Annotated in this window: 24 protein-coding genes; 15 read left to right on the top strand and 9 right to left on the bottom strand. The window is 61.5% G+C overall.

Annotation, left to right across the window (positions count from 1 at the left end):
- Positions 1-2: 2 nt before the first annotated feature.
- Entirely contained in the window at positions 3-890 is an 888-nt protein-coding gene (locus M2A_RS12305; RefSeq protein ID WP_045447934.1) for a branched-chain amino acid aminotransferase, read from the bottom strand.
- Between the two features lie 193 nt (positions 891-1,083).
- On the opposite strand from M2A_RS12305, the gene M2A_RS12300 reads away from it, so the two are divergent.
- From M2A_RS12300 to M2A_RS12285, 4 genes are all read left to right on the top strand, one after another.
- Entirely contained in the window at positions 1,084-1,680 is a 597-nt protein-coding gene (locus tag M2A_RS12300; protein WP_081875604.1) for a MarR family winged helix-turn-helix transcriptional regulator, read from the top strand.
- A complete protein-coding gene (locus tag M2A_RS12295) occupies positions 1,677-2,429 on the top strand; it encodes a response regulator (protein ID WP_439645676.1) in 753 nt (250 codons plus the stop codon). The genes M2A_RS12300 and M2A_RS12295 overlap by 4 nt, the downstream gene beginning before the upstream one ends.
- Positions 2,430-2,470: 41 nt before the next feature.
- Entirely contained in the window at positions 2,471-3,850 is a 1,380-nt protein-coding gene (locus M2A_RS12290) for an ATP-binding protein (RefSeq protein WP_052379450.1), read from the top strand.
- Between the two features lie 67 nt (positions 3,851-3,917).
- Complete coding sequence (locus M2A_RS12285) at positions 3,918-4,286, top strand: nuclear transport factor 2 family protein (RefSeq protein WP_197052926.1); 369 nt, start codon at positions 3,918-3,920, stop codon at positions 4,284-4,286.
- Here the strand turns inward: M2A_RS12285 and M2A_RS12280 are convergent.
- The 4 genes from M2A_RS12280 to M2A_RS12265 form a co-directional block, all read right to left on the bottom strand.
- The gene (locus M2A_RS12280) at positions 4,277-4,906 is read right to left on the bottom strand and encodes a hypothetical protein (protein WP_045447925.1); all 630 of its coding nucleotides are present in this window, start codon (positions 4,904-4,906) and stop codon (positions 4,277-4,279) included. The two genes, M2A_RS12285 and M2A_RS12280, sit on opposite strands and share 10 nt — an antisense overlap.
- Before the next feature lie 76 nt (positions 4,907-4,982).
- Complete coding sequence (gene proC / locus M2A_RS12275) at positions 4,983-5,813, bottom strand: pyrroline-5-carboxylate reductase (RefSeq protein WP_045447922.1); 831 nt, start codon at positions 5,811-5,813, stop codon at positions 4,983-4,985.
- Between the two features lie 47 nt (positions 5,814-5,860).
- On the bottom strand, positions 5,861-6,364 hold the full coding sequence (locus M2A_RS12270; RefSeq protein ID WP_045447920.1) for a type III secretion system chaperone family protein: 504 nt from the start codon (positions 6,362-6,364) through the stop codon (positions 5,861-5,863).
- Positions 6,365-6,610: 246 nt separating this feature from the next.
- A complete protein-coding gene (locus tag M2A_RS12265) occupies positions 6,611-6,892 on the bottom strand; it encodes an accessory factor UbiK family protein (RefSeq protein WP_045447916.1) in 282 nt (93 codons plus the stop codon).
- Positions 6,893-7,079: 187 nt separating this feature from the next.
- Here M2A_RS12265 and lgt point away from each other — a divergent pair, with 187 nt between their 5' ends.
- The 8 genes from lgt to ychF all read left to right on the top strand — a co-directional run bounded on the left by lgt (position 7,080) and on the right by ychF (position 14,787).
- Positions 7,080-7,928, top strand: a complete 849-nt coding sequence (gene lgt, locus M2A_RS12260; protein ID WP_045447913.1) for a prolipoprotein diacylglyceryl transferase — start codon at positions 7,080-7,082, stop codon at positions 7,926-7,928.
- Complete coding sequence (locus M2A_RS12255; protein WP_045447910.1) at positions 7,925-9,016, top strand: class I SAM-dependent methyltransferase; 1,092 nt, start codon at positions 7,925-7,927, stop codon at positions 9,014-9,016. Before lgt ends, M2A_RS12255 begins: the two co-directional genes overlap by 4 nt.
- A 23-nt stretch (positions 9,017-9,039) precedes the next feature.
- Positions 9,040-9,810, top strand: a complete 771-nt coding sequence (gene pgeF / locus M2A_RS12250) for a peptidoglycan editing factor PgeF (RefSeq protein ID WP_045447907.1) — start codon at positions 9,040-9,042, stop codon at positions 9,808-9,810.
- A 90-nt stretch (positions 9,811-9,900) separates the two neighbouring features.
- Positions 9,901-11,043: a hypothetical protein gene (locus M2A_RS12245; RefSeq protein WP_045447904.1), complete on the top strand. Its 1,143-nt coding sequence runs from the start codon at positions 9,901-9,903 to the stop codon at positions 11,041-11,043.
- A gap of 195 nt (positions 11,044-11,238) precedes the next feature.
- Entirely contained in the window at positions 11,239-12,171 is a 933-nt protein-coding gene (locus M2A_RS12240; protein WP_045447900.1) for a ribose-phosphate pyrophosphokinase, read from the top strand.
- A gap of 215 nt (positions 12,172-12,386) precedes the next feature.
- Positions 12,387-13,034 carry a 50S ribosomal protein L25/general stress protein Ctc gene (locus M2A_RS12235; RefSeq protein WP_045447898.1) on the top strand — a complete coding sequence of 216 codons (648 nt, stop codon included), beginning with the start codon at positions 12,387-12,389 and terminating at the stop codon, positions 13,032-13,034.
- Positions 13,035-13,063: 29 nt separating this feature from the next.
- Positions 13,064-13,684, top strand: coding sequence for an aminoacyl-tRNA hydrolase (gene pth / locus M2A_RS12230; protein WP_045447895.1), 621 nt, complete (start codon positions 13,064-13,066; stop codon positions 13,682-13,684).
- Positions 13,685-13,689: 5 nt separating this feature from the next.
- Positions 13,690-14,787 carry a redox-regulated ATPase YchF gene (gene ychF, locus M2A_RS12225; RefSeq protein ID WP_045447892.1) on the top strand — a complete coding sequence of 366 codons (1,098 nt, stop codon included), beginning with the start codon at positions 13,690-13,692 and terminating at the stop codon, positions 14,785-14,787.
- A gap of 12 nt (positions 14,788-14,799) precedes the next feature.
- On the opposite strand, the gene M2A_RS12220 is transcribed toward ychF, so the two are convergent.
- Positions 14,800-15,162 (bottom strand): bleomycin resistance protein, encoded by a 363-nt coding sequence (locus M2A_RS12220; RefSeq protein WP_045447889.1) that lies wholly within the window; start codon positions 15,160-15,162, stop codon positions 14,800-14,802.
- A 105-nt stretch (positions 15,163-15,267) separates the two neighbouring features.
- On the opposite strand from M2A_RS12220, the gene M2A_RS12215 reads away from it, so the two are divergent.
- Genes M2A_RS12215 through M2A_RS12205 form a run of 3 tightly spaced genes read left to right on the top strand, consistent with a single transcriptional unit; the run spans position 15,268 to position 16,918 of the window.
- Positions 15,268-15,741 carry a MaoC family dehydratase gene (locus M2A_RS12215; protein ID WP_045447885.1) on the top strand — a complete coding sequence of 158 codons (474 nt, stop codon included), beginning with the start codon at positions 15,268-15,270 and terminating at the stop codon, positions 15,739-15,741.
- On the top strand, positions 15,741-16,244 hold the full coding sequence (locus M2A_RS12210) for a MaoC family dehydratase (protein ID WP_045447882.1): 504 nt from the start codon (positions 15,741-15,743) through the stop codon (positions 16,242-16,244). Before M2A_RS12215 ends, M2A_RS12210 begins: the two co-directional genes overlap by 1 nt.
- Positions 16,241-16,918: a dienelactone hydrolase family protein gene (locus M2A_RS12205; protein WP_045447880.1), complete on the top strand. Its 678-nt coding sequence runs from the start codon at positions 16,241-16,243 to the stop codon at positions 16,916-16,918. The genes M2A_RS12210 and M2A_RS12205 overlap by 4 nt, the downstream gene beginning before the upstream one ends.
- Before the next feature lie 20 nt (positions 16,919-16,938).
- Here the strand turns inward: M2A_RS12205 and M2A_RS12200 are convergent, their stop codons facing one another.
- The 3 genes from M2A_RS12200 to M2A_RS12190 are packed head-to-tail and all read right to left on the bottom strand — an operon-like array spanning position 16,939 to position 19,244.
- Positions 16,939-17,616: a class II aldolase/adducin family protein gene (locus M2A_RS12200; RefSeq protein WP_045447877.1), complete on the bottom strand. Its 678-nt coding sequence runs from the start codon at positions 17,614-17,616 to the stop codon at positions 16,939-16,941.
- Positions 17,613-18,716: an S-methyl-5-thioribose-1-phosphate isomerase gene (gene mtnA, locus M2A_RS12195; protein WP_045447875.1), complete on the bottom strand. Its 1,104-nt coding sequence runs from the start codon at positions 18,714-18,716 to the stop codon at positions 17,613-17,615. Before mtnA ends, M2A_RS12200 begins: the two co-directional genes overlap by 4 nt.
- Positions 18,717-19,244 carry an adenine phosphoribosyltransferase gene (locus tag M2A_RS12190; RefSeq protein ID WP_045447872.1) on the bottom strand — a complete coding sequence of 176 codons (528 nt, stop codon included), beginning with the start codon at positions 19,242-19,244 and terminating at the stop codon, positions 18,717-18,719. It lies immediately after the preceding gene.
- Positions 19,245-19,264: the final 20 nt, after the last annotated feature.

Below are 19,264 nucleotides of genomic sequence, written 5' to 3'. Positions count from 1 at the left end.
AGTCAGGCGGCACCCTTTTTCGGGTTCACTTCCGCGGTGTAATCGTCCATCAGCACTTTGGTGATCTCACCCGGCGTGAAACGGTGCGGGCCGATTTCGGCAACCGCCGTCACTTCCGCCGCCGTGCCGGTGATGAAGCATTCGGAGAAATCGTCGAGCTCTTCCGGTTTGATATGCCGCTCGATGATTTCATAGCCGCGCTTGCGGGCGAGATCCATCACCGTGCGCCGCGTGATCCCATCAAGGAAACAGTCCGGCGTCGGCGTGTGGATGACACCGTCCTTCACGAAGAACATGTTCGCGCCCGTCGCCTCGGCCACATAGCCCCGGTAATCGAGCATCATCGCGTCCGCATAGCCTTTCGCTTCGGCGGCATGTTTGGAGATCGTGCAGATCATATAAAGGCCGGCCGCCTTGCTCTTGCAGGGCGCGGTTTCGGGCGAAGGGCGGCGGTATTGGGCGATATCCATGCGGATGCCCTTCAGCCGCTGCTCGGGATCGAAATAGCTCGGCCATTCCCAGGCAGCCACCGCCACATTGATGCGGTTGTTCTGCGCCGAAACGCCCATCATCTCGCTGCCGCGCCAGGCGACGGGCCGCAGATAGCCGTTCGTCAGCCCCTGCGCCTTCACCGTTTCGATGCAGGCCTTGTCGATGTCCTCGACCGTATAGGGAATTTTGAAGCCGAGAATTTCCGCCGACTTGAACAGCCGCTCGGTATGTTCGCGCAGCTTGAAAATCTCGCCATTGTAAAGGCGCTCGCCCTCGAACACGCAGCTCCCGTAATGCAGACCATGGGTCAGCACATGCACCTTCGCGTCCTTCCAGGGAACGAGTTCGCCATTGTACCAGATCCAGCCATCACGCTGATCGAACGGTATGTCCGCCATGAGCCTTGTATCCTTAAAAGTCCAAGCCGGTTCGGCATGCCTGCCATGCGCTCAGCACATGTTTGCCGGATGCCTCCACATAGGTCAAAATAGGGAAATCAGATTTCCAATACGCGCAGAGTACAAATCTGTCGTTTTGATTGCTCTAAACGTAACATCTGAACGAATATATGTCAACATGGCTGACCTAAAAATGAGCACGGCTCCCCCCGCCCCCACCGGCACCCCGCCGGATTCTGCTGGAAACCCTGCAGAATCTGCAGGTTCCGCAGCCCCCGCTGCGCCGGACACACCGCCCGGCGGGGTTCCCGCCCGCTCCCCTGCCGAAACCCGTGAGTTGGTAGAAGCCATCGAATGGCTGTTTTTCGCCTACCGGGATTTCACCAGCGATCCGGATGAGATTCTCCACGAATACGGCTTCGGGCGCGCCCATCACCGGGTCATCCACTTTGTCGGCCGCCATCCCGGCATCACCGTTGCCGATCTTTTGAACATTCTGCGCATCACCAAACAAAGCCTCTCGCGCGTGCTCAAGGAACTCGTCGGCCAAGGCTATATCGTGCAAAAGACGGGCACGAAGGACCGCCGCCAGCGCCTGCTTTATCTTTCCGACAAAGGCATGGAGATGGAGCGCCGCCTTGCCGGGCCGCAGCGCGAGCGGGTGGCGAAAGCCCTTGCCGCCGCCGGGCCCGAAGCGCAAAAAGCCTGGTGCGCGGTGCTTGCCCATCTCGTCAATGAAGACGACCGGCGCGCCGTCGAAGCGCTTATTTCGAACGGATATGTATCGTGAGCGATAATACCGCCCGCCTCATCGAGACACCCGCCGAGGGCGCGGCCGCGCAGAACAAGACGTCGCGCCCCGATGACAATGCGCCTCATATTCTGGTGGTGGATGACGACCGGCGCATCCGCGAGCTTTTGAAGCGCTATCTCGGCGACAATGGCTTCCGCGTTTCCGTGGCCGGCACGGCGGAAGAAGCGCGCGCGCGCCTCGCGGGCCTTGCCTTCGATCTTCTGGTGCTCGATGTGATGATGCCGGGCGAAACGGGGCTGGAACTGACCGCCGCTTTGCGCAGCTCCTCCGACATTCCCATCCTGCTTTTGACGGCGCGGGCGGAAACGGAGCACCGCATCGAAGGGCTGGAACAAGGCGCGGACGATTATTTGCCCAAGCCTTTCGAGCCGCGCGAATTGCTGCTCCGCGTCAATACGATCCTGCGCCGCACCCGCAAGGAAGACGCAGTGGAAGCGGAACTCTTTTTCGGCGATTGCCGTTTCGAGCGCAAATCCGGCAGGCTCTGGCGCGATGAAATTCCCGTCCGCCTGACCGAACGCGAAGTGCAGCTCATGCAGCTTTTCACGGGCCGGATGAACGAAACGCTGACGCGGGACGATCTGCGCGACGGAGAAAACGCCGGCAGCGAGCGGGCGATCGATGTGCAGATCAACCGCCTGCGCCGCAAGATCGAGCACGACCCGCGCAACCCGCTCTATCTGCAAACGGTGCGCGGTATCGGCTATATTTTCAAACCGGATTAAGGCATCCGGCGGCACCGGCAAGGCATCCCAACTAGGCACTCATGACTGTAGACAGTATCGAACGCGATCATCGAAGCGCCCCGCTGCCCCGCCCCGGCTTCAGCCTGTCGGCGCAGATCAAGGCGCTGTTGCCGCGCGGCCTTTACGGGCGCTCGCTCATCATCATCGTCGCGCCCATGGTGCTGCTGCAGCTTGTCGTTTCTTACGTCTTTCTGGAACGGCACTGGCAGATGGTGACGGAAAAACTCTCCGCCTCCGTCGTCGCCGATATTGCGCTTCTCACGCGGCAATATGAAATCCTGAGCGACCCGAAGGAATTGCAGCTTCTGACCGAAGCTGCCTGGAAAGAGCTCGATATGAGCGTTGCCTTCCGCCCCAATGAGGGCCTGCCGGCGGAACCGGCAGAGCCCGGCAACTTTCTGCTCGAGCAATCCTTGCGCTCCGAGATCGAGGAGCGCGTCGCCCGCCCCTTCTGGATCGATACGGTCAGCTATTCCGATTATGTGGATATCCGCATCGCGGTGAATGGCGGGGTCTTGCGCGTGCTGCCGCTGCGCAGCCGCGTCTATGCCACCAACTCGCATATCTTCCTTGTCTGGATGGCGGGCACCTCGCTCGTGCTTCTGGCGGTCGCGGTGATTTTCCTGCGCAATCAAATCCGCCCCATTCAACGCCTCGCCCAGGCGGCGGAAGGTTTCGGCAAAGGCCGGGACGTGCCCGATTTCCGCCCGCAAGGCGCCTCGGAAGTGCGCCGGGCCGCTGCCGCCTTCCTTAATATGCGCGAGCGCATTCAGCGCCAGATCGACCAGCGCACCGCCATGCTGGCCGGTGTGAGCCATGACCTGCGCACGCCGCTCACCCGCTTCAAATTGCAGCTCGCCATGCTGGGCGACGGGCCGGAAGTGCAGGACCTGCGCGCCGACGTCAAGGAAATGGAGCGCATGCTCGAAGCCTATCTCGCCTTTGCCAAAGGCGATCAGGACGAAGCGGTGGTCGATGTGGATATTGCCGCGCTGCTTGAAGAAATCCGCTTCGATTCGGGCCGCAATGGCGATGCGGTCGACGTTAGCGCCGAGGGCGACTTGACCCTGCCGCTGCGCCGCCACGCCTTCAAACGCTGCCTGACGAACCTCATCGAAAACGGCTGCAAATATGCCGACCACGTAACCGTTACGGCGCAGCGCGCGCCGCATCTCATCACCATCTTCGTGGATGATGACGGCGAAGGCGTGCCGGAAGATCAGTATGAAGAGGTTTTCCGCCCCTTCCATCGCCTCGATCAGGCACGCAATCTCGATGAAGGCGGCACGGGGCTCGGCCTTGCCATTGCCCGCGATGTTGCCCGTTCCCATGGCGGGGATATCGTGCTCATGCAAAGCCCGCTCGGCGGCCTTCGCGCGCAAATCACATTGCCTGTTTGAAGGCTGGCGCTTGAAAAAGACCGGCGCAATGCTCAGCTCCCATAAAAATGGAACAACGGAGCTCAGCATGCCCTCGCCCATTCCCGTTATGGCCGCCCGCTGGAAAGAAGCTTGGGAAAGCCTCGATCCTGACCGCATCGCCGATCTTTATGCGCCGGATGCCAAACACAAAAGCTCGGTCGTCGCCCGCCTTGCCCCCGAGGCCAAGGACAATACGCTGAACGGGCGCGAAGAAATCCGCGCCTATGCGAAAAAGGTGGCAGGCAATATCAGCTCTTTCCGCGCCGACATCATTGGCGTCGTGACGGAAGGCAACAAGGCCGCCGTCGAATATTGGCGCGTGCGCAATGGTGAGAAGGCGCAGCGGGCGCGCGTTCTGGAACTGATCGAATGGGAGGGGGAGTATCTAACGGACGTACGCGTCTATCACGAGTGAAGCGGCTGGCCGCCTTCAGCGCGAGCGGAAGCGCCCCGCCGGGCACCACGCTTGCCGCGCAGCATGGTCAGCCATTTCTCACCTTGCGCAAGGCGGTTGTCGAGTTCGGCCATAACCTTGTTGAGATCGTCCTCGCGCAGCCAGACCCGGAACGCGGCAAGCCAGACAAGCCCGAGGCCGCGCCGGCGCGCCGCGCCCACCAGCCCTTCCGCATCGGTCTGCGCAGCGGCAAGCGCCCAGCCCATGGACCGGTCGATCGTCTCCGCCTGGGTAAGCGCGCCGAGCGGGTCGCGCTGCATGGACCGCGCGATGGAGCGCACGGCGGTTTTGTGTTCTTCCAAAATTTCAAACCGCGTCATCAGCACATCGAAAAGCCGGTCGCGCGGACGGGCCTCCTCGAATTCCTCCGGATCGATGCTGGCCAGAAGCTCGGCATCCACGCGTTTAATGAACGCGCTGACAATGGCCGGTTTGTTATGGAGAGAGGGGGGCAGCTTGGCGAGCGTCAGACGGGCGGATTTCAGAATGTCCTGAAAGGAAATCTCCTCCCACGGCCTTTTGGCCGCAAGGCGCAGGGCCGCATCCACCAGCCGCTCTTCCGCTGTCCGTTTCGCGCTCATAAATAAAATATAGGAACCCTGTCTCACGGTTTCGAGAGCTGGCGCGCAACATTCTCCGAAAATCGGCTGGAAAGACTCAGTTTCCAAGCTCGCGCGAGCGGTCCCGGGCCGCCGTCATGGCCGCTTCCATGAGCCGGGCAAGGCCCTCCTCGCCCATCAGCACCTTCAGCGCCGCTTCGGTCGTACCGCCGGGAGAGGTCACATTCTGGCGCAATTTGGCGGCGGGAAGCTGCGAGCGGTGCAGCATTTCGCCCGCGCCCGCCACCGTTGCGCGGGCAAGCGCCATGGCCATATCAGGCTCAAGGCCGAGCTTTGCGCCTGCCTCCGCCATCGCCTCCACCATATGGAAGATGTAAGCCGGGCCGCTGCCCGAGAGCGCGGTCACCGCATCCATCAGTTCCTCGGAGGCGAGCCAATGGGCTTCGCCCACCGCCGACATGAGCGCCGTGACATGGGTCTTTGCCGCCGCATCCACATGGGCATTGGCGATCAGCGCCGTCACCCCGCGCCCAACGGCGGAAGGCGTGTTGGGCATGGCGCGCACGATTTCGGCCTCCGCGCCCAAAAGCGCTTCAAGCCCGGCAAGGCTGATGCCGGCGGCAATCGAAACGAAGATGGTGCCTGGCGCCACAAGCGGTTTCAGCGACGGCAGCACATCGGCAAACATTTGCGGTTTGACGGCCAAAAGCACGATGCGGGGGCGCCGCGCCGCCAGCGCCTCGATTTCCGGGTTGAGCGAAATGCCATGCTCGACGATGAGCCGGGAAATCTCAGGCGGGGCCGCCGGGTCGCGCACGATCAGCTGGCTGCCCGGCAAGCCGAGCGCCAGCCAGCCATCCATAAGCGCGCCGCCCATTTTGCCCGCCCCGATCAAGGCCACCGGCCCGCCGACTTCAAGCTCACTCATCTTCTGTCTCACCGAAAATCAAACTGTCCCGGGCTTAAAGGCTCTATTCAAGCCGTGCCATGGGTCTCGAACAGGCAGGCTTCCACCGCCTCGCGCGGTTCCTTGCCCGCCCAGATCACATATTGGAAAGCCGGGAAAAACCGCTCGCAGGCTTCCAGTGCAAGGCGCAGCAGCGTTTCGCATTGCTCCGGCGTCGCCGTCGCCCCGCCGCAGAGCAGCAGCGAATCGCGGAAAAGCACCGTGCCGTCTTCCAGCCACATGTCGAAATGCCCGGACCAAAGCTGCTCGTTGACGAGCCCCATTACCTCGCGCACCGCCCCGCGCTTATCCGGGGAAACCCGCAGATCGAGCGAACAGGCCATATGCAGGCCGGAAATATCGTCCCGCCAGTTCAGCGAGACGTGATAATCCCGCCACTCGCCGGAAAGGGCGAGATTGAGCTCCTGATCATGGCTGCGCTCGCATACCCAATTACGCAGATCCGCTACCTGCTCGACAAGATCGAGCGGATTGGAGTCCACGTATTCGGCTTCCATGAGAATTGCTGTCATCGCTGCACCCCGCCTTTGCCGCACCCGGTCTCTGGCGAGAGCCGGTAACAGCTTGTCTGGCACCCGTTCGGCACCCGCATGGCACCTTATGAGAGCGCTGCGACCGCCACATATAGTGGTGACTGGCCGTCCTATCACAAGCAGCGTGCATGAACAGGTGAGTCGGCGCAAGAGCGCACGCCTCCCCGATAAGCGAATTTTGTGTGAATAAAATCCACGCGGATAAGGCGCCGTGGACGAGCGCGCTCAATCCGTCTTTTTGGCTTTTGCCGCAGCCGGTTTCTTCTGCGCTGCTTCCAAAGCTTCGATCCGCGCGCGCAGTGCCTCGTTTTCCTCACGCGCCAGCGCCGCCATATCGCGCACCGCCTCGAACTCTTCGCGCGAGACGAGATCGAGATCGGCGATCATGCGCTCGAAATGCGCCCGGAAGAACGTCTCCGCTTCCTGGCGCACGCCCTGGGCCGCGCCCGCTGCGGATGTGAACAGCTTCGCCATATCGTCCAGAATGCGGTTTTCATACTGCGCCATGGCATTCTCCTCAAATGGCACTCACCAGATCCGGCACACACCATAACGCGGCGCCGGTAAAAAGCGAGAGGCGAGACGCCGCAGCCTCCGATGGGCGCACGCAAGCTCCGCCCGCCCTGCGCTTGACTTACCCCGCGCCGCGGTGAGACTAGCGGCACGGCCATCCATTCACTTTCTCAGGCGCCCCATGCCCTTTCCCGATATCGATCCGGTGCTCATTCAAATCGGCCCCTTCGCCATCCGCTGGTATGCGCTGGCCTATATTGCCGGGCTGCTTCTTGGCTGGCGCTATATCGTGCGGCTGACCGAAACAAACGCGCTTTGGGGCGGCAAGGGCCCGGCAACGCGCGAGGAGATCGACGATCTTCTGCTCTGGGCGGCGCTCGGCGTCATTCTGGGCGGCCGCCTCGGCTACGTCCTCTTTTATAAGCCAGCCTATTACTTCGCCAATCCGGGGGACATTGTCGCGGTCTGGGAAGGCGGCATGTCCTTCCATGGCGGCTTTCTCGGCGTCGTGCTGGCCATCGTGCTTTTTGCCCGGCGCAAGGACATCGCGCTCTGGCCGCTCGGCGACATGGTGGCGGCGGCAACGCCCATCGGGCTCTTTTTCGGCCGCATCGCCAATTTCATCAATGCCGAGCTTTGGGGCCGCCCGTCGGACGCGCCCTGGGCCGTGATCTTTCCGACCGACCCGCTAGGCCTCCCCCGTCATCCCAGCCAGCTCTACGAAGCGGCCCTTGAAGGCATCGTGCTTTTCATTCTGCTGCGCTTTCTAACGCACCACACGGATGCCCTGAAAAAACCGGGCACGATCGTTGGCGCTTTCATCACAGGCTATGGCGCCTCGCGCATCTGCGTCGAATTCTTCCGCGAGCCCGATGCCCATATCGGTTATTACGCCGGCATCTTTACCCAAGGCATGCTGCTCTCGCTGCCCATGGTAATGATCGGCCTTGCCATCATCTTCTGGGCGCAGCGCCGCACGCCGCAGCCTCAAGCAAAACCTGCAAGCAAAAAGCCGCGTAAAAAATCATGAACCCGCTTTCCGACATGATCGCCACCCTGATCGCCAATCAGGGCCCGCTCGCCATTTCAGATTATATGGCGCTGGCGCTCGGCCATCCGCAGCATGGCTATTACATGAAACAGGTGCCGCTCGGCGAGAAAGGCGACTTCACCACCGCGCCGGAAATAAGCCAGATGTTCGGCGAGCTGATCGGCATTTGGTGCGCGGATACCTGGCAGCGCATGGGCGCGCCCGGTGAGATCGCCCTGGTGGAGCTTGGCCCCGGCCGCGGCACTTTGATGGAAGATGTCTTGCGCACCTTGAAAGTCGTGCCGGAGCTGCTGGAGGCCGCCGAGGTGCATTTCGTCGAAACCTCCCCCGCCCTCATGGCCGAGCAGCGCGCCCGCGTGCCCCAGGCCACCTGGCATGCCAGCATCGAAAGCTTGCCGGAAAAGCCGCTGCTTCTCATCGCCAATGAATTTTTCGATGCCTTGCCCATCCGCCAGTTCCAGCGCACCGAGCAGGGCTGGCATGAGCGCTGCCTCGGCCTCGTACCGCAGGAAAATGGCGGCTGGGATTTTGCTCTGCAACTTGCCCCAGACCCTATTCCAAATACCGCGCTCTTGCCCCTAAACGTGCTCGATGCCCCGCCGGGCTCCGTCGCCGAAATCTGCCCCGCCGCGCAAAGCATTGCCGAAACGCTGGGCGCACATTTAAAACGCCATGGCGGCGCGGGCCTCATCATCGATTACGGCCATGGAGAAAGCGCGCCGGGCGACACATTGCAAGCGGTGCGCGCCCATGATTATGCCGATCCCTTTGCAGATCCGGGCGAGGCGGACCTGACCGCCCATGTGGATTTTGCCGCGCTCGCCCAATGCTTTGCCAAAGGCGGCGCGAAGATCTGGCCGCTGACGACGCAAAGCGCCTTTCTTTCCATGCTGGGGATCATCCAGCGCGCCAAAAAATTGCAAGCAAGCGCAACGCCCGCGCAAAGCCGGGACATCAAGGCCGCAATGCACCGCTTGACCGACCCCGGCGAGATGGGCACGCTTTTCAAAGTGCTGACCGTCACCGCGCCCGACATGGCCCCGCCTGCCGGTTTCGACCGCGCTTAACGCGCCTCAACTAAAGAGCCGTCATGATCGAGAGCAAGCTCCTGAAAGCCCTGCCCCATATCCGCCACGGCTTTTTCACCCGTGAAGGCGGTATCTCGGGCGGCATTTATGAAAGCCTGAATTGCGGTCCGGGCTCGAAGGACGATCCCGAACATGTGCGCGAGAACCGCGCCCGCGTCGCCGCCGCGATGGAGGCCGCCCCCGATGCACTGCTCACCCTCTATCAGGTGCATTCGCCCGATGCCGTTTATGCGGCAAGCCCATGGAATAGCGACACACGGCCCGAAGCCGATGCAATGGTCACGGGCGAAAAGGATCTCGCCCTCGGCATTCTGACCGCCGACTGCGTGCCCGTGCTTTTTGCCGACAAAGAAAAGTCGATTGTAGGCGCCGCCCATTCCGGCTGGAAAGGCGCGATCGGCGGCGTTCTGGAAAGCACGCTTGCCTTGATGGAAGAACAAGGCGCGAAACGCGAGCGCATCATCGCCGCGATCGGCCCGGCCATCCGCCAGAAGAACTATGAAGTGGGCGCCGAGTTCCGCGATACCTTTTTGAAAGAGAACGGGGAGAATGCGCGTTATTTCATCCCCGCCGAAAGAGAAGCGCATTTTCTTTTCGACCTGACGGGTTTTGTGCGCCGGCGCCTTGCAGATGCCGGCATCGCGCAGATCGACGATTTGCAGCTTTGCACCTATGAAGACCCGCAGCGCTTTTTCTCTTTCCGCCGCACCACGCACAGGAAAGAACCCGATTACGGGCGGCAGATTTCGGTGATCCGAATCACTCCGCGCTGACCCCCACCCACTCGTCTTTGCACGGTGCCTCGCTCAAAACGCGCGAATCGCATAGAAAGAACCGGCACAGCACGCGAGCGAGGGGACCTGATGGCGCGGCCGGCTGGATATTATTCTGGAAAAGCGCAAGCGCTTCTCGCCGCTCTGACACTTGCTCTGCCGCTCGCCGCCTGCTCGGACGATGGCTGGTGGATTTTCAACGAAGAGGACACGTCCGAAGAAATCACCGGCTCCCTTTCCGTCCGCCCGTTCCCGCAAGCTGCCCCCGAAGCACCGCCGGTCATCCGCCAGAGCGTTGAAATCGAGCTGCCGCAAGGCGCTCCCTCTGCCCTCTCAAACCGGTTGCAGGAAGAGCTGCGCCTCGCGCTCGCCCGCCAATCCGTCACCGCGTCCAGCCTCGAGACGCTGCAAAGCGCTTATAAATTGAAGACGGCGGTGAAAGCCGCCGCCAATGCCTCCGGCATTATCGTGCTGCTGGTCGCTGATATGGAAAACCGCGAGGGCACACGCCTCCACCGCGCCGTGATCGAGCAGCGCCTGCCGCCCTCCTCTAAGGCAAACGGCAATGTCTGGCAGGCACTTTCCGAAGAAGACATTCAGCGCCTTGCCGGAGAGACGGTGAACAAGCTCGGCGCCTGGCCCCGCTTTGCCGAATTGAAGGCGCCTGAGGCCGCACCCGCTCAAACACCGGGCACCACTAAAACGCCGGGCGCGCTTTATGCCGAAGCCGAGGGCCTTCTGGAACTTGGGCCGGAAATAACACCCGCAGGCTTTGACCGCCCTGCCGCGCTCACCGCTGATGACCGCCTTGCAACGGCAGGCACCGCTCCTGCCGCCACCTTGGCAGGTGAAACACGTTTCCTTGTGACCGTCCGCCCCGCAGATACGGGAGGCGGAAGCACGGGACGCACGGACGGCACCACCCTTGCCCGCGCGCTGCGCCAGGCACTGACGGAAAAAGACCGGCAGGCGGGCGGAAACCCAGCTGCGCGAACAGGCTATTTCGTGACCGGCGATATCAAAACCGCTCCGCGCGGCAGCGCCCGCACACGGGTGGAAATCGAATGGCAGGTGGCGGCCAAGGACGGCACCCCGCTCGGGCTCGTGCGCCAGGCGAACGACGTGGAAAATAGCGAGATCGACCGGTCGTGGGGGCTGATTGCCGAAGCGGCGGGAAAGGCCGCCGCCGACGGCATATTGGAGCTTCTGGCCCCGCAAAATGCGCGCTCCTGAGCTCTTTTGACCGGAGCCGGGAGCCGCAGGTGTAACAGGGTATAGAGGCAGGCCTTTGAATGTTTACAGGGTCCTGCCCCCCTGTTAAAACGCGCCCGCCGACAGGGCCGGCCGCAATTTGCGCGGCCCGCGCCGGGGGCGGGAAAAAGTTAGGCATCAAACGGCCCGATAAAGCGGGCCGAGAGGGTTGACCAGATGAAACTTGTCGCAGGCAATTCCAACCGGGCGCTTGCCGAAGCTATCGCAGCTTATCTCAACCTTCCCCTGACAAAATCGGTCGTCCGCCGCTTTGCGGATATGGAAGTCTTCGTCGAAATTCAGGAAAACGTGCGCGGGGAAGACGTCTTCGTCATCCAGTCGACCTCCTATCCGGCGAATGACCATTTGATGGAACTGCTGATCATCATCGATGCGCTCAAACGCGCCTCCGCGCGCCGCATCACCGCCGTTCTGCCCTATTACGGCTATGCCAGGCAGGACCGCAAACCTCAGGCCCGCACGCCCATATCAGCGAAGCTCGTGGCCAATCTCATTGTTACCGCAGGCGCCGACCGCGTTTTGACCCTGGATCTGCATGCCGGACAGATTCAGGGCTTTTTCGATATTCCGACGGATAATCTCTTTTCCGCCCCCGTCATCACCCGCGATATCCAGGCCCATTATAAGGGCCAGAACCTCATGATCGTCTCGCCGGATGTGGGCGGCGTGGTGCGCGCGCGGGCCATCGCCAAGCGCCTCAATGCGGACCTTGCCATCGTCGACAAGCGCCGCGAGCGGGCCGGCGAATCGGAAGTCATGAACATTATCGGCGATGTGAGCGGGCGCTCCTGTATCCTCGTCGATGACATCGTGGATAGCGCGGGCACGCTCTGCAACGCCGCCCAGGCGCTGCTCGAGGCCGGGGCGACACAGGTTTCAGCCTATGTGACCCATGGCGTCCTTTCCGGCGGCGCGGTTGCCCGTGTCTCCTCCTCAGCCCTGAAGGAACTGGTGATTTCCGATTCCATCCAGGCGACGGAAGCGGTCCGCGTGGCGCAGAACATCCGCACCATCACCATCGCCCCCCTGATCGGCGAGGCCATGCACCGCACCTCCGAGGAGCGTTCGGTTTCCAGCCTTTTCGACTGAAAACCGGCCTTTCCGGCCCGTTTTTTCCTTCCGGCTCCCTAAGGCCAAAACCGCCCTTCCGGCGGCTTCTCCCACTTGAGTTTTCGGGGCTTGAGGGCTATAACCCGCCTCACCTGACCGCCGACACCCCTGGAGGAGGCGGTTTTTTGCAAGGCTTACGGGTCCTTCGCGTCGCCTAATTGCGCTAAGGGCCTGTTTTTATTGGAGAATATGACATGGCCGAGGTAAGAACCCTCAAGGTCGACACCCGCGAACGGGCCGGTAAGGGGGCAGCCCGTGCAGTTCGCCGTGGAGGCCGTATCCCCGCCGTTATTTACGGCGACAAGAAATCGCCCGAGCTCATTTCGCTCGCCAAGAACGAAATCGAACGTCTCTGGAACACCGGCACCTTCATGAGCCACCTGCTCAATTTGGATGTGGACGGCAAGGTTGAACGCGTCATTCCCCGTGACGTCCAGCTCGATCCGGTGCGCGATCTCGTGATCCATATCGACTTCCTGCGCCTCGGGAAAGACGCCTCGATCGCCGTGGAAGTGCCGGTGCACTTCCTCAACGACGAAGCCTCTCCCGGCATCAAGCGCGGCGGCGTTCTGAACATCGTGCGCCACGAAGTGGAACTGAACTGCCCGGCCGAATCGATCCCCGAATTCATCGAAGTGGATCTGACCGGCACGGAAGTGGGTGATTCCATCCACATCTCGGCCATCAAACTGCCCAAGGGCGTGACACCGACCATCACGGACCGCGACTTCACGGTTGCGACCATCGCCGCGCCTGCCGGCCTCGTCTCCGCTGAGAACGAAGCCGAAGAAGGTGAAGAAGGCGGCGAGGAAGCCAAGGAAGAAGAGGGCGGCGAAGAGTAAGCCGTCCGGCAACGACGGAGACCGGCTCAATGAAACTCTTCGTCGGGCTCGGCAATCCGGGTACCAAATACGCCCGGAACCGCCACAATATCGGGTTCATGGCGGTGGATGGCATCATCCGCCGCCATTCCTTTTCTCCCGAACGCCAGAAATTTCAGGCCCTGATGTGCGAAGGGCTGATGGGCGGGGAGAAGGTCGTGGCGCTGAAACCCCAGACCTATATGAACGAATCCGGCCAATCGGTCGGCGAAGCCATGCGCTTTTTCAAGCTGGAGCCGAAAGACGTCATCGTCTTTTACGACGAACTTGATCTGGCGCCCGGCAAGATCCGCGTGAAGCTGGGCGGCGGGGCGGCCGGTCATAACGGCATCCGCTCCATCACCCAGCATATCGGCGCGGACTTTATCCGCGTGCGGCTCGGCATCGGCCATCCGGGCGACAGGGCCCGCGTGCATTCCCACGTCCTTTCCGACTTTGCCAAGGCCGATCAGGACTGGCTCGATAAATTGCTGGACGCGGTCGCCGCCGAAGCCCCCCTTCTGGCCGAGGGCAAGGACGCGACCTTCGCCAATAAAGTACATCTCGCGCTCAACCCGCCCCGCGCGCCCAAAGCCGCGCCGGGTGAGCCAGCGCCGAAGACAAAGGAGTAACCCAGATGGGGTTCAAATGCGGAATTGTGGGGCTTCCCAATGTCGGCAAATCCACGCTGTTCAACGCCCTGACCCAGACCGCCGCCGCTCAGGCGGAGAATTACCCCTTCTGCACGATCGAGCCGAATGTGGGCGAGGTCGCGGTGCCGGACCCCCGGCTCACTCAGATTGCTAGCATTGCCGGATCGAAGGAAATCATCCCGACGCGGCTGACCTTTGTCGATATCGCCGGCCTCGTGCGCGGCGCCTCGCAAGGTGAAGGGCTGGGCAATCAGTTCCTCGCCCATATCCGCGAGGTGGACGCCATTGCCTATGTGCTGCGCTGCTTCGAAGATGAAGACATCACTCATGTGGAAGGCAAGATCGATCCGCTCGCCGATGCCGACACGGTGGAAACGGAACTGATGCTCGCCGATCTCGACAGTCTGGAAAAGCGCATCCCTAATCTCGAAAAGAAAATCCGCGGGCAGGACAAGGAAGCAAAACTCCAGCTCGATCTCGTCAACCGTGCCCTCGCTCTCCTGCGCGAAGGCAAGCCTGCGCGGCTGCTGGAAGTGAAAGACGAAGAAAAACGCGCCTTCAAGGGCCTGCAGCTTCTCACCTCCAAGCCCACGCTTTACGTGTGCAATGTCGATGAAGGCTCGGCCGCGACGGGCAATTCCTTTTCGGAGACCGTGAAGAAACGCGCGGAGGCGGAAGGCGCCGAATGCGTCGTCATTTCCGCCAAGATCGAAGCCGAACTTTCCCAGCTAGACGACGAAGAGCGCCAGGAATATCTCGCTGAGCTCGATCTGACGGAAGCCGGTCTCGACCGGCTGATCCGCGCCGGGTATTCCCTGCTCGATCTCATCACCTATTTCACCGCAGGGCCGAAAGAAACCCGCGCCTGGACGATCCAGAAAAACACCAAAGCGCCGCAAGCTGCCGGTGTCATTCACACGGATTTCGAAAAAGGCTTCATCCGGGCCGAGACGATCGCCTTTGACGATTACATCGCGCTGAAAGGCGAACAAGGCGCGAAGGATGCGGGCAAAATGCGCCTTGAAGGCAAAGACTATGTCGTTCTTGACGGCGACATCATGCATTTCCGCTTCGCAAACTAGAAGCGGCGCGCCTCAGGCAAAAGCGTTCGCCTCTTCCGGCGCACAACCGAATTTCAACAGATTGCCGTGCGGGTCGTGAACATAAAATTCCTTCATGTTCCAGGGCCGCACGGCGAAATCACTCAGCCGCTCCACACCGCGCTTTGAAAATTCCTCATAAAGCGCAGGCACCTCCCCGCCCCTGATATAGCAGGACGTGTTCTCGGCAATATGGCGCTCCGTGCAGGCCCAGAAATGGATTTCGATGGCGCCGCGCCGGGCGATGACATAATCCCCGTAGCGCTCGACCTTGCAGCCAAGCTGATCGGCATAAAAAGCCGCCGTCTCCTCGAGATCGAGCGAGGCAAGAACCGGAATTGCACGGGCATCGTCCATATCTGATCACCTGATTTGGGGGCCGGGGGTTTTCGCGCCCTGCCGCATCTGTATTCTGAACGATAAGAAAAGAGGCAAAGCCCCACAAGAACAGGGACGCATTTTATGAAAGATCCGCATTACGACTGGGAGGACCTGACGCCCGGCTTCACCTTCACGACGAAAAGCCGGCAGGTCACAAAGGAAGAGATCATCGAATTTGCGAGCGAGTACGACCCGCAGCCTTTTCATCTGGATGAAGAGGCGGCGAAAGACTCGATCCTGGGCGGGCTCTGCGCGTCGGGCTGGCATAGCTGCTGTATCGCCATGCGCCTCGTTGCCGATGATTTCTATCCCCATTGCACGCCTTTGGGCTCGCCCGGTATCGAGGAAACCCGCTGGAAGCGTCCGCTCTTTGCCGGCGAAAGCGTCTCCGTCACGCTGGAGGTCACCGAAAGCCGCGCCTCCAAAAGCCGCCCGGATCTCGGCCTGACGCGCTTCCTCTGGACCATGAAAAACGAGGCCGGCGACATCATCATGACATCGGACTGCTGGGTGATGTTCGCCCGCCGCCCCAATGACGAAAAAGGAGCGGCATGATGGCCTGGTTCGAGGATATTGAAACCGGCACGGTGAGCGAACTCGGCTCCTACACCTTCACGAAAGAAGCGATCATCGCCTTTGCCGAGAAATACGACCCGCAGCCCTTTCATCTGGATGAAGAGGCCGCCGCCAAAACCCATTTCGGCGGGCTCGTCGCCTCGGGCTGGCACACGGCGGCCATTTGGATGAAACTGATGATCGCCGCACGCCAAAACGCGCCCAAAGAGGCGGTAGAACCGGCACCGGACGGGCGTCCCGCTCCCAAAGGCGGGCCCTCGCCCGGCTTTCTCGACATGAAATGGCTGAAACCCGTGCGCCCCGGCGATAAGCTCACTTATCGCAGCACCGTGATCGAGAAGATCGATCTGAAAAGCCGGCCATTGCTCGGCATCGTGCGCGCGCGCAATGAAGGCATCAATCAGGATGGCGAGCTCGTCTTTTCCTTCATCGGCCAAGGCCTGATCGAACGGCGCGAACCATATCAGGGAGGAAACACATGACACATAAAGGCAGCATGAGCACGATCAAAGGCTCGGGCGGCGATGAGCTTGCCGCTTATTTCGTGGAAGCGGAAGGCACGCGTAAAGGCGGGCTTGTCCTCATTCAAGAAATTTTCGGCGTCACCGATCACATCAAAGAGCTGTGCGACGGGTTTGCCGCCGACGGCTACGATGTCATCGCCCCTTCCATGTATGACCGCGATTTCAAGAACTGGCAGGCCGAATACACCGAAGAAGGTATGCAGCAATCGATCAAGCTGGCGCAAGGGACGGGCCTCACTTACGCCAAGGGCGATGTGCAGGCCGCGATCGATTTTCTGAAAGAACGCGGCAATGAGCGCGTGCACATTACCGGCTATTGCTATGGCGGCTCCGTCGCCTGGTTCGCCGCCTGCAATTGCGAGGGCCTAACCTCGGCTGTGGGCTATTACGGCCGGCTCATCATGGAAATGGATACGCAAAAGCCGCGCTGCCCCACCATGCTGCATTTCGGCGAGAAAGATAAGTCGATCCCCATCGACTGGGTGCGCAAGTTCAAGGAAGAACGCCCCGACATCACCGTGCATATCTATGATGCCGATCACGGTTTCAACTCGGACCGGCGCCAGCACTACGACCCGGAAGCCACGAAGCTGGCGCGGGAGCGCACGCTCGAATGGTTCGAGAAGGCATAAGTCTTCTTACGCCGCCGCCCTCAACCCGGCTGCTTGCCGTAGGATTTGAATTTCTCGATCACCCGGGCCATTTCATCCTCGGCAAGCAGCGGCGGCTCGCCCAGCTCGCAGGCAATGACATAATGGCGGGCGAGATTTTCCACTTCCTCGGCAAGCTCAAACGCTTTTTCGAGGCTGGGCCCGCAGGCGATCTGGCCGTGATGACCGAGAAGACAGGCCTTGCGCCCGTCAAGTGCGGCAAGCGCATGGGCAGCAAGTTCCTCCGTCCCGAAGGTCGCATAAGGCGCGCAGCGGATATCCGCGCCGCCCGCCGCCGCCACCATATAGTGGAAGGGCGGGATGCCTTTTTCATGCACCGCAAGCGCCGTCGCATAAGCTGAGTGCGTATGCACAATGGCCTGAATGTCGGGCCTCGCACGGTAAATCGCGCAGTGAAAATGCCATTCCGATGAAGGCAGCCGCCGGCCCGAAAGCACCTCGCCATCGAGCGACAGCGGCACGATATCGCCCGGAAGAAGATCGGGGTAAGCCATACCCGTCGGCGTGATCAGCACTTGGGACGTCTCGTCAGCGCCAAAGCGTACCGAGACATTGCCGGAGCGCCCCGGCGAGAGTCCCGAGCCCGACATGGCAAGCGCCGTATCGATCACCGATTGGCGCGCCCATTCTTCGTCCATGGCAAGGCTGAGATCACTCATGAGGCTTCCCGCGCCCTTTCCGGGTAAAGCGAGAGGAGACCCTCGCGGCTGGCATCGCAGAGCCCGCGCTCGGTCACGAAGCCGCTGACGAGGCGCGCGGGCGTCACATCGAACCCGTAATTCGCCGCCGGGCTGCCGGGCGCGGCAATATCGACTTCCACCACCTCGCCGCCCGGAATGCGCCCGGCCATGGCCGTCACCTCGCGCCCGTCCCGCTCTTCGATGGGAATATCGCGCAAGCCGTCTTCAAGCGACCAGTCGATGGTGGAATGGGGCAGCGCCACATAGAAAGGTACGCCATTGTCTGCTGCAGCCAGCGCCTTCAGATAGGTGCCGATCTTGTTCGCCACATCGCCGCTCGCCGTCGTGCGGTCGGTGCCGACAATGCAGAAATCCACCTTGCCCTTCTGCATCAAATGCCCGCCCGCATTATCGACGATGATCGTATGCGGCACGCCTTCCTGGCCGAGCTCGAAAGCGGTCAGAAAAGCACCCTGATTGCGCGGGCGTGTTTCATCCACCCAGACATGGACGGGAATGCCTTCATGGTGAGCCTGATAGATGGGCGAGGTGGCGGTGCCCCAATCGATGCAGGCAAGCCAGCCGGCATTGCAATGGGTAAGAATATTGACGGGGGCGCCGTCTTTCTTTTCGGCAAGCGCGCGGATGATCTCCAGCCCATGCGCGCCGATGAGGCGGCAGGTTTCCACATCCTCATCGCAGATTTGCGCGGCCCGGTCATAGGCAAGATCGAGCCTGTCAGACGGGCTTGCCGCGCCGAGGCACGCCTTCATGTCATTGAGCGCCCAGTGAAGATTGACCGCGGTCGGGCGTGTTGCCCCCAGCACTGCAACAGCGCGCTCCAGCGAGGCATCGCTTGCGTCCTCGCGCATGGCAAGCGCCACTCCGTAAGCCGCCGTCGCCCCGATCAGCGGCGCGCCGCGCACGGCCATATGCGAGATTGCCCGTGCCGCATCTTCCATGCTGCGCAGCGCCGCCACCTCGAAAAGATGCGGCAGCTTCGTCTGATCGATGATTTCCACCGACCAGCCATCCGCGCCGACCCAAATGGTCCGCATGGGGCGCCCGTCGATTCTCATTCAGTCTCCTTCAAAGCTGCAGAGCGACAGCACTTCGATATCATAGGCCTCAAGACGTGAACGTCCGCCAAGGTCGGGAAGTTCGATCACGAAACTGGCGCCGAGCACATTGCCCCCCGCCCGGCCGATCAGCTTGACCGCCGCTTCCGCCGTACCGCCCGTGGCGATGAGGTCGTCGACAAGCAGCACCCGCGCGCCGTCGAAGACAGCATCCTTGTGGATTTCCACCTTATCGGTGCCATATTCCAGTTCATATTCCTGGCTGATCGTCTCCCAGGGCAGCTTACCTTTCTTACGCACCGGCACGAACCCCTTGCCGAGCTGGTGGGCCACCGCCCCGCCCAGAATGAAGCCGCGCGCCTCAATCCCCGCCACAAGGTCGATCGCATCGCCCACATGAAGCTGCACCAGCGCGTCCACCGCCTTGCGGAAGCCGCGCGCATCGGAAAGCAGCGTCGTCACGTCCCGGAAGAGAATACCCGGCTTGGGATAATCGGGAATGGTGCGGATATAATCTTTCACGTCCATCGTCTAAGGCCCCTCGGCTC

The organism is Tepidicaulis marinus (assembly GCF_000739695.1).
Lineage (GTDB): Bacteria > Pseudomonadota > Alphaproteobacteria > Parvibaculales > Parvibaculaceae > Tepidicaulis > Tepidicaulis marinus.
The sequence above is the reverse complement of the archived record's forward strand: the minus strand, read 5'-3'. Positions and strand labels throughout refer to the sequence as shown.

Coding starts and splice junctions, on each gene's coding strand:
- M2A_RS12305 (WP_045447934.1), bottom strand. CDS start 890: ATGGCGGACATACCGTTCGATCAGCGTGATGGCTGGATCTGGTACAAT.
- M2A_RS12300 (WP_081875604.1), top strand. CDS start 1,084: ATGAGCACGGCTCCCCCCGCCCCCACCGGCACCCCGCCGGATTCTGCT.
- M2A_RS12290 (WP_052379450.1), top strand. CDS start 2,471: ATGACTGTAGACAGTATCGAACGCGATCATCGAAGCGCCCCGCTGCCC.
- M2A_RS12285 (WP_197052926.1), top strand. CDS start 3,918: ATGCCCTCGCCCATTCCCGTTATGGCCGCCCGCTGGAAAGAAGCTTGG.
- M2A_RS12280 (WP_045447925.1), bottom strand. CDS start 4,906: ATGAGCGCGAAACGGACAGCGGAAGAGCGGCTGGTGGATGCGGCCCTG.
- proC (WP_045447922.1), bottom strand. CDS start 5,813: ATGAGTGAGCTTGAAGTCGGCGGGCCGGTGGCCTTGATCGGGGCGGGC.
- M2A_RS12270 (WP_045447920.1), bottom strand. CDS start 6,364: ATGACAGCAATTCTCATGGAAGCCGAATACGTGGACTCCAATCCGCTC.
- M2A_RS12265 (WP_045447916.1), bottom strand. CDS start 6,892: ATGGCGCAGTATGAAAACCGCATTCTGGACGATATGGCGAAGCTGTTC.
- lgt (WP_045447913.1), top strand. CDS start 7,080: ATGCCCTTTCCCGATATCGATCCGGTGCTCATTCAAATCGGCCCCTTC.
- M2A_RS12255 (WP_045447910.1), top strand. CDS start 7,925: ATGAACCCGCTTTCCGACATGATCGCCACCCTGATCGCCAATCAGGGC.
- pgeF (WP_045447907.1), top strand. CDS start 9,040: ATGATCGAGAGCAAGCTCCTGAAAGCCCTGCCCCATATCCGCCACGGC.
- M2A_RS12245 (WP_045447904.1), top strand. CDS start 9,901: ATGGCGCGGCCGGCTGGATATTATTCTGGAAAAGCGCAAGCGCTTCTC.
- M2A_RS12240 (WP_045447900.1), top strand. CDS start 11,239: ATGAAACTTGTCGCAGGCAATTCCAACCGGGCGCTTGCCGAAGCTATC.
- M2A_RS12235 (WP_045447898.1), top strand. CDS start 12,387: ATGGCCGAGGTAAGAACCCTCAAGGTCGACACCCGCGAACGGGCCGGT.
- pth (WP_045447895.1), top strand. CDS start 13,064: ATGAAACTCTTCGTCGGGCTCGGCAATCCGGGTACCAAATACGCCCGG.
- ychF (WP_045447892.1), top strand. CDS start 13,690: ATGGGGTTCAAATGCGGAATTGTGGGGCTTCCCAATGTCGGCAAATCC.
- M2A_RS12220 (WP_045447889.1), bottom strand. CDS start 15,162: ATGGACGATGCCCGTGCAATTCCGGTTCTTGCCTCGCTCGATCTCGAG.
- M2A_RS12215 (WP_045447885.1), top strand. CDS start 15,268: ATGAAAGATCCGCATTACGACTGGGAGGACCTGACGCCCGGCTTCACC.
- M2A_RS12210 (WP_045447882.1), top strand. CDS start 15,741: ATGGCCTGGTTCGAGGATATTGAAACCGGCACGGTGAGCGAACTCGGC.
- M2A_RS12205 (WP_045447880.1), top strand. CDS start 16,241: ATGACACATAAAGGCAGCATGAGCACGATCAAAGGCTCGGGCGGCGAT.
- M2A_RS12200 (WP_045447877.1), bottom strand. CDS start 17,616: ATGAGTGATCTCAGCCTTGCCATGGACGAAGAATGGGCGCGCCAATCG.
- mtnA (WP_045447875.1), bottom strand. CDS start 18,716: ATGAGAATCGACGGGCGCCCCATGCGGACCATTTGGGTCGGCGCGGAT.
- M2A_RS12190 (WP_045447872.1), bottom strand. CDS start 19,244: ATGGACGTGAAAGATTATATCCGCACCATTCCCGATTATCCCAAGCCG.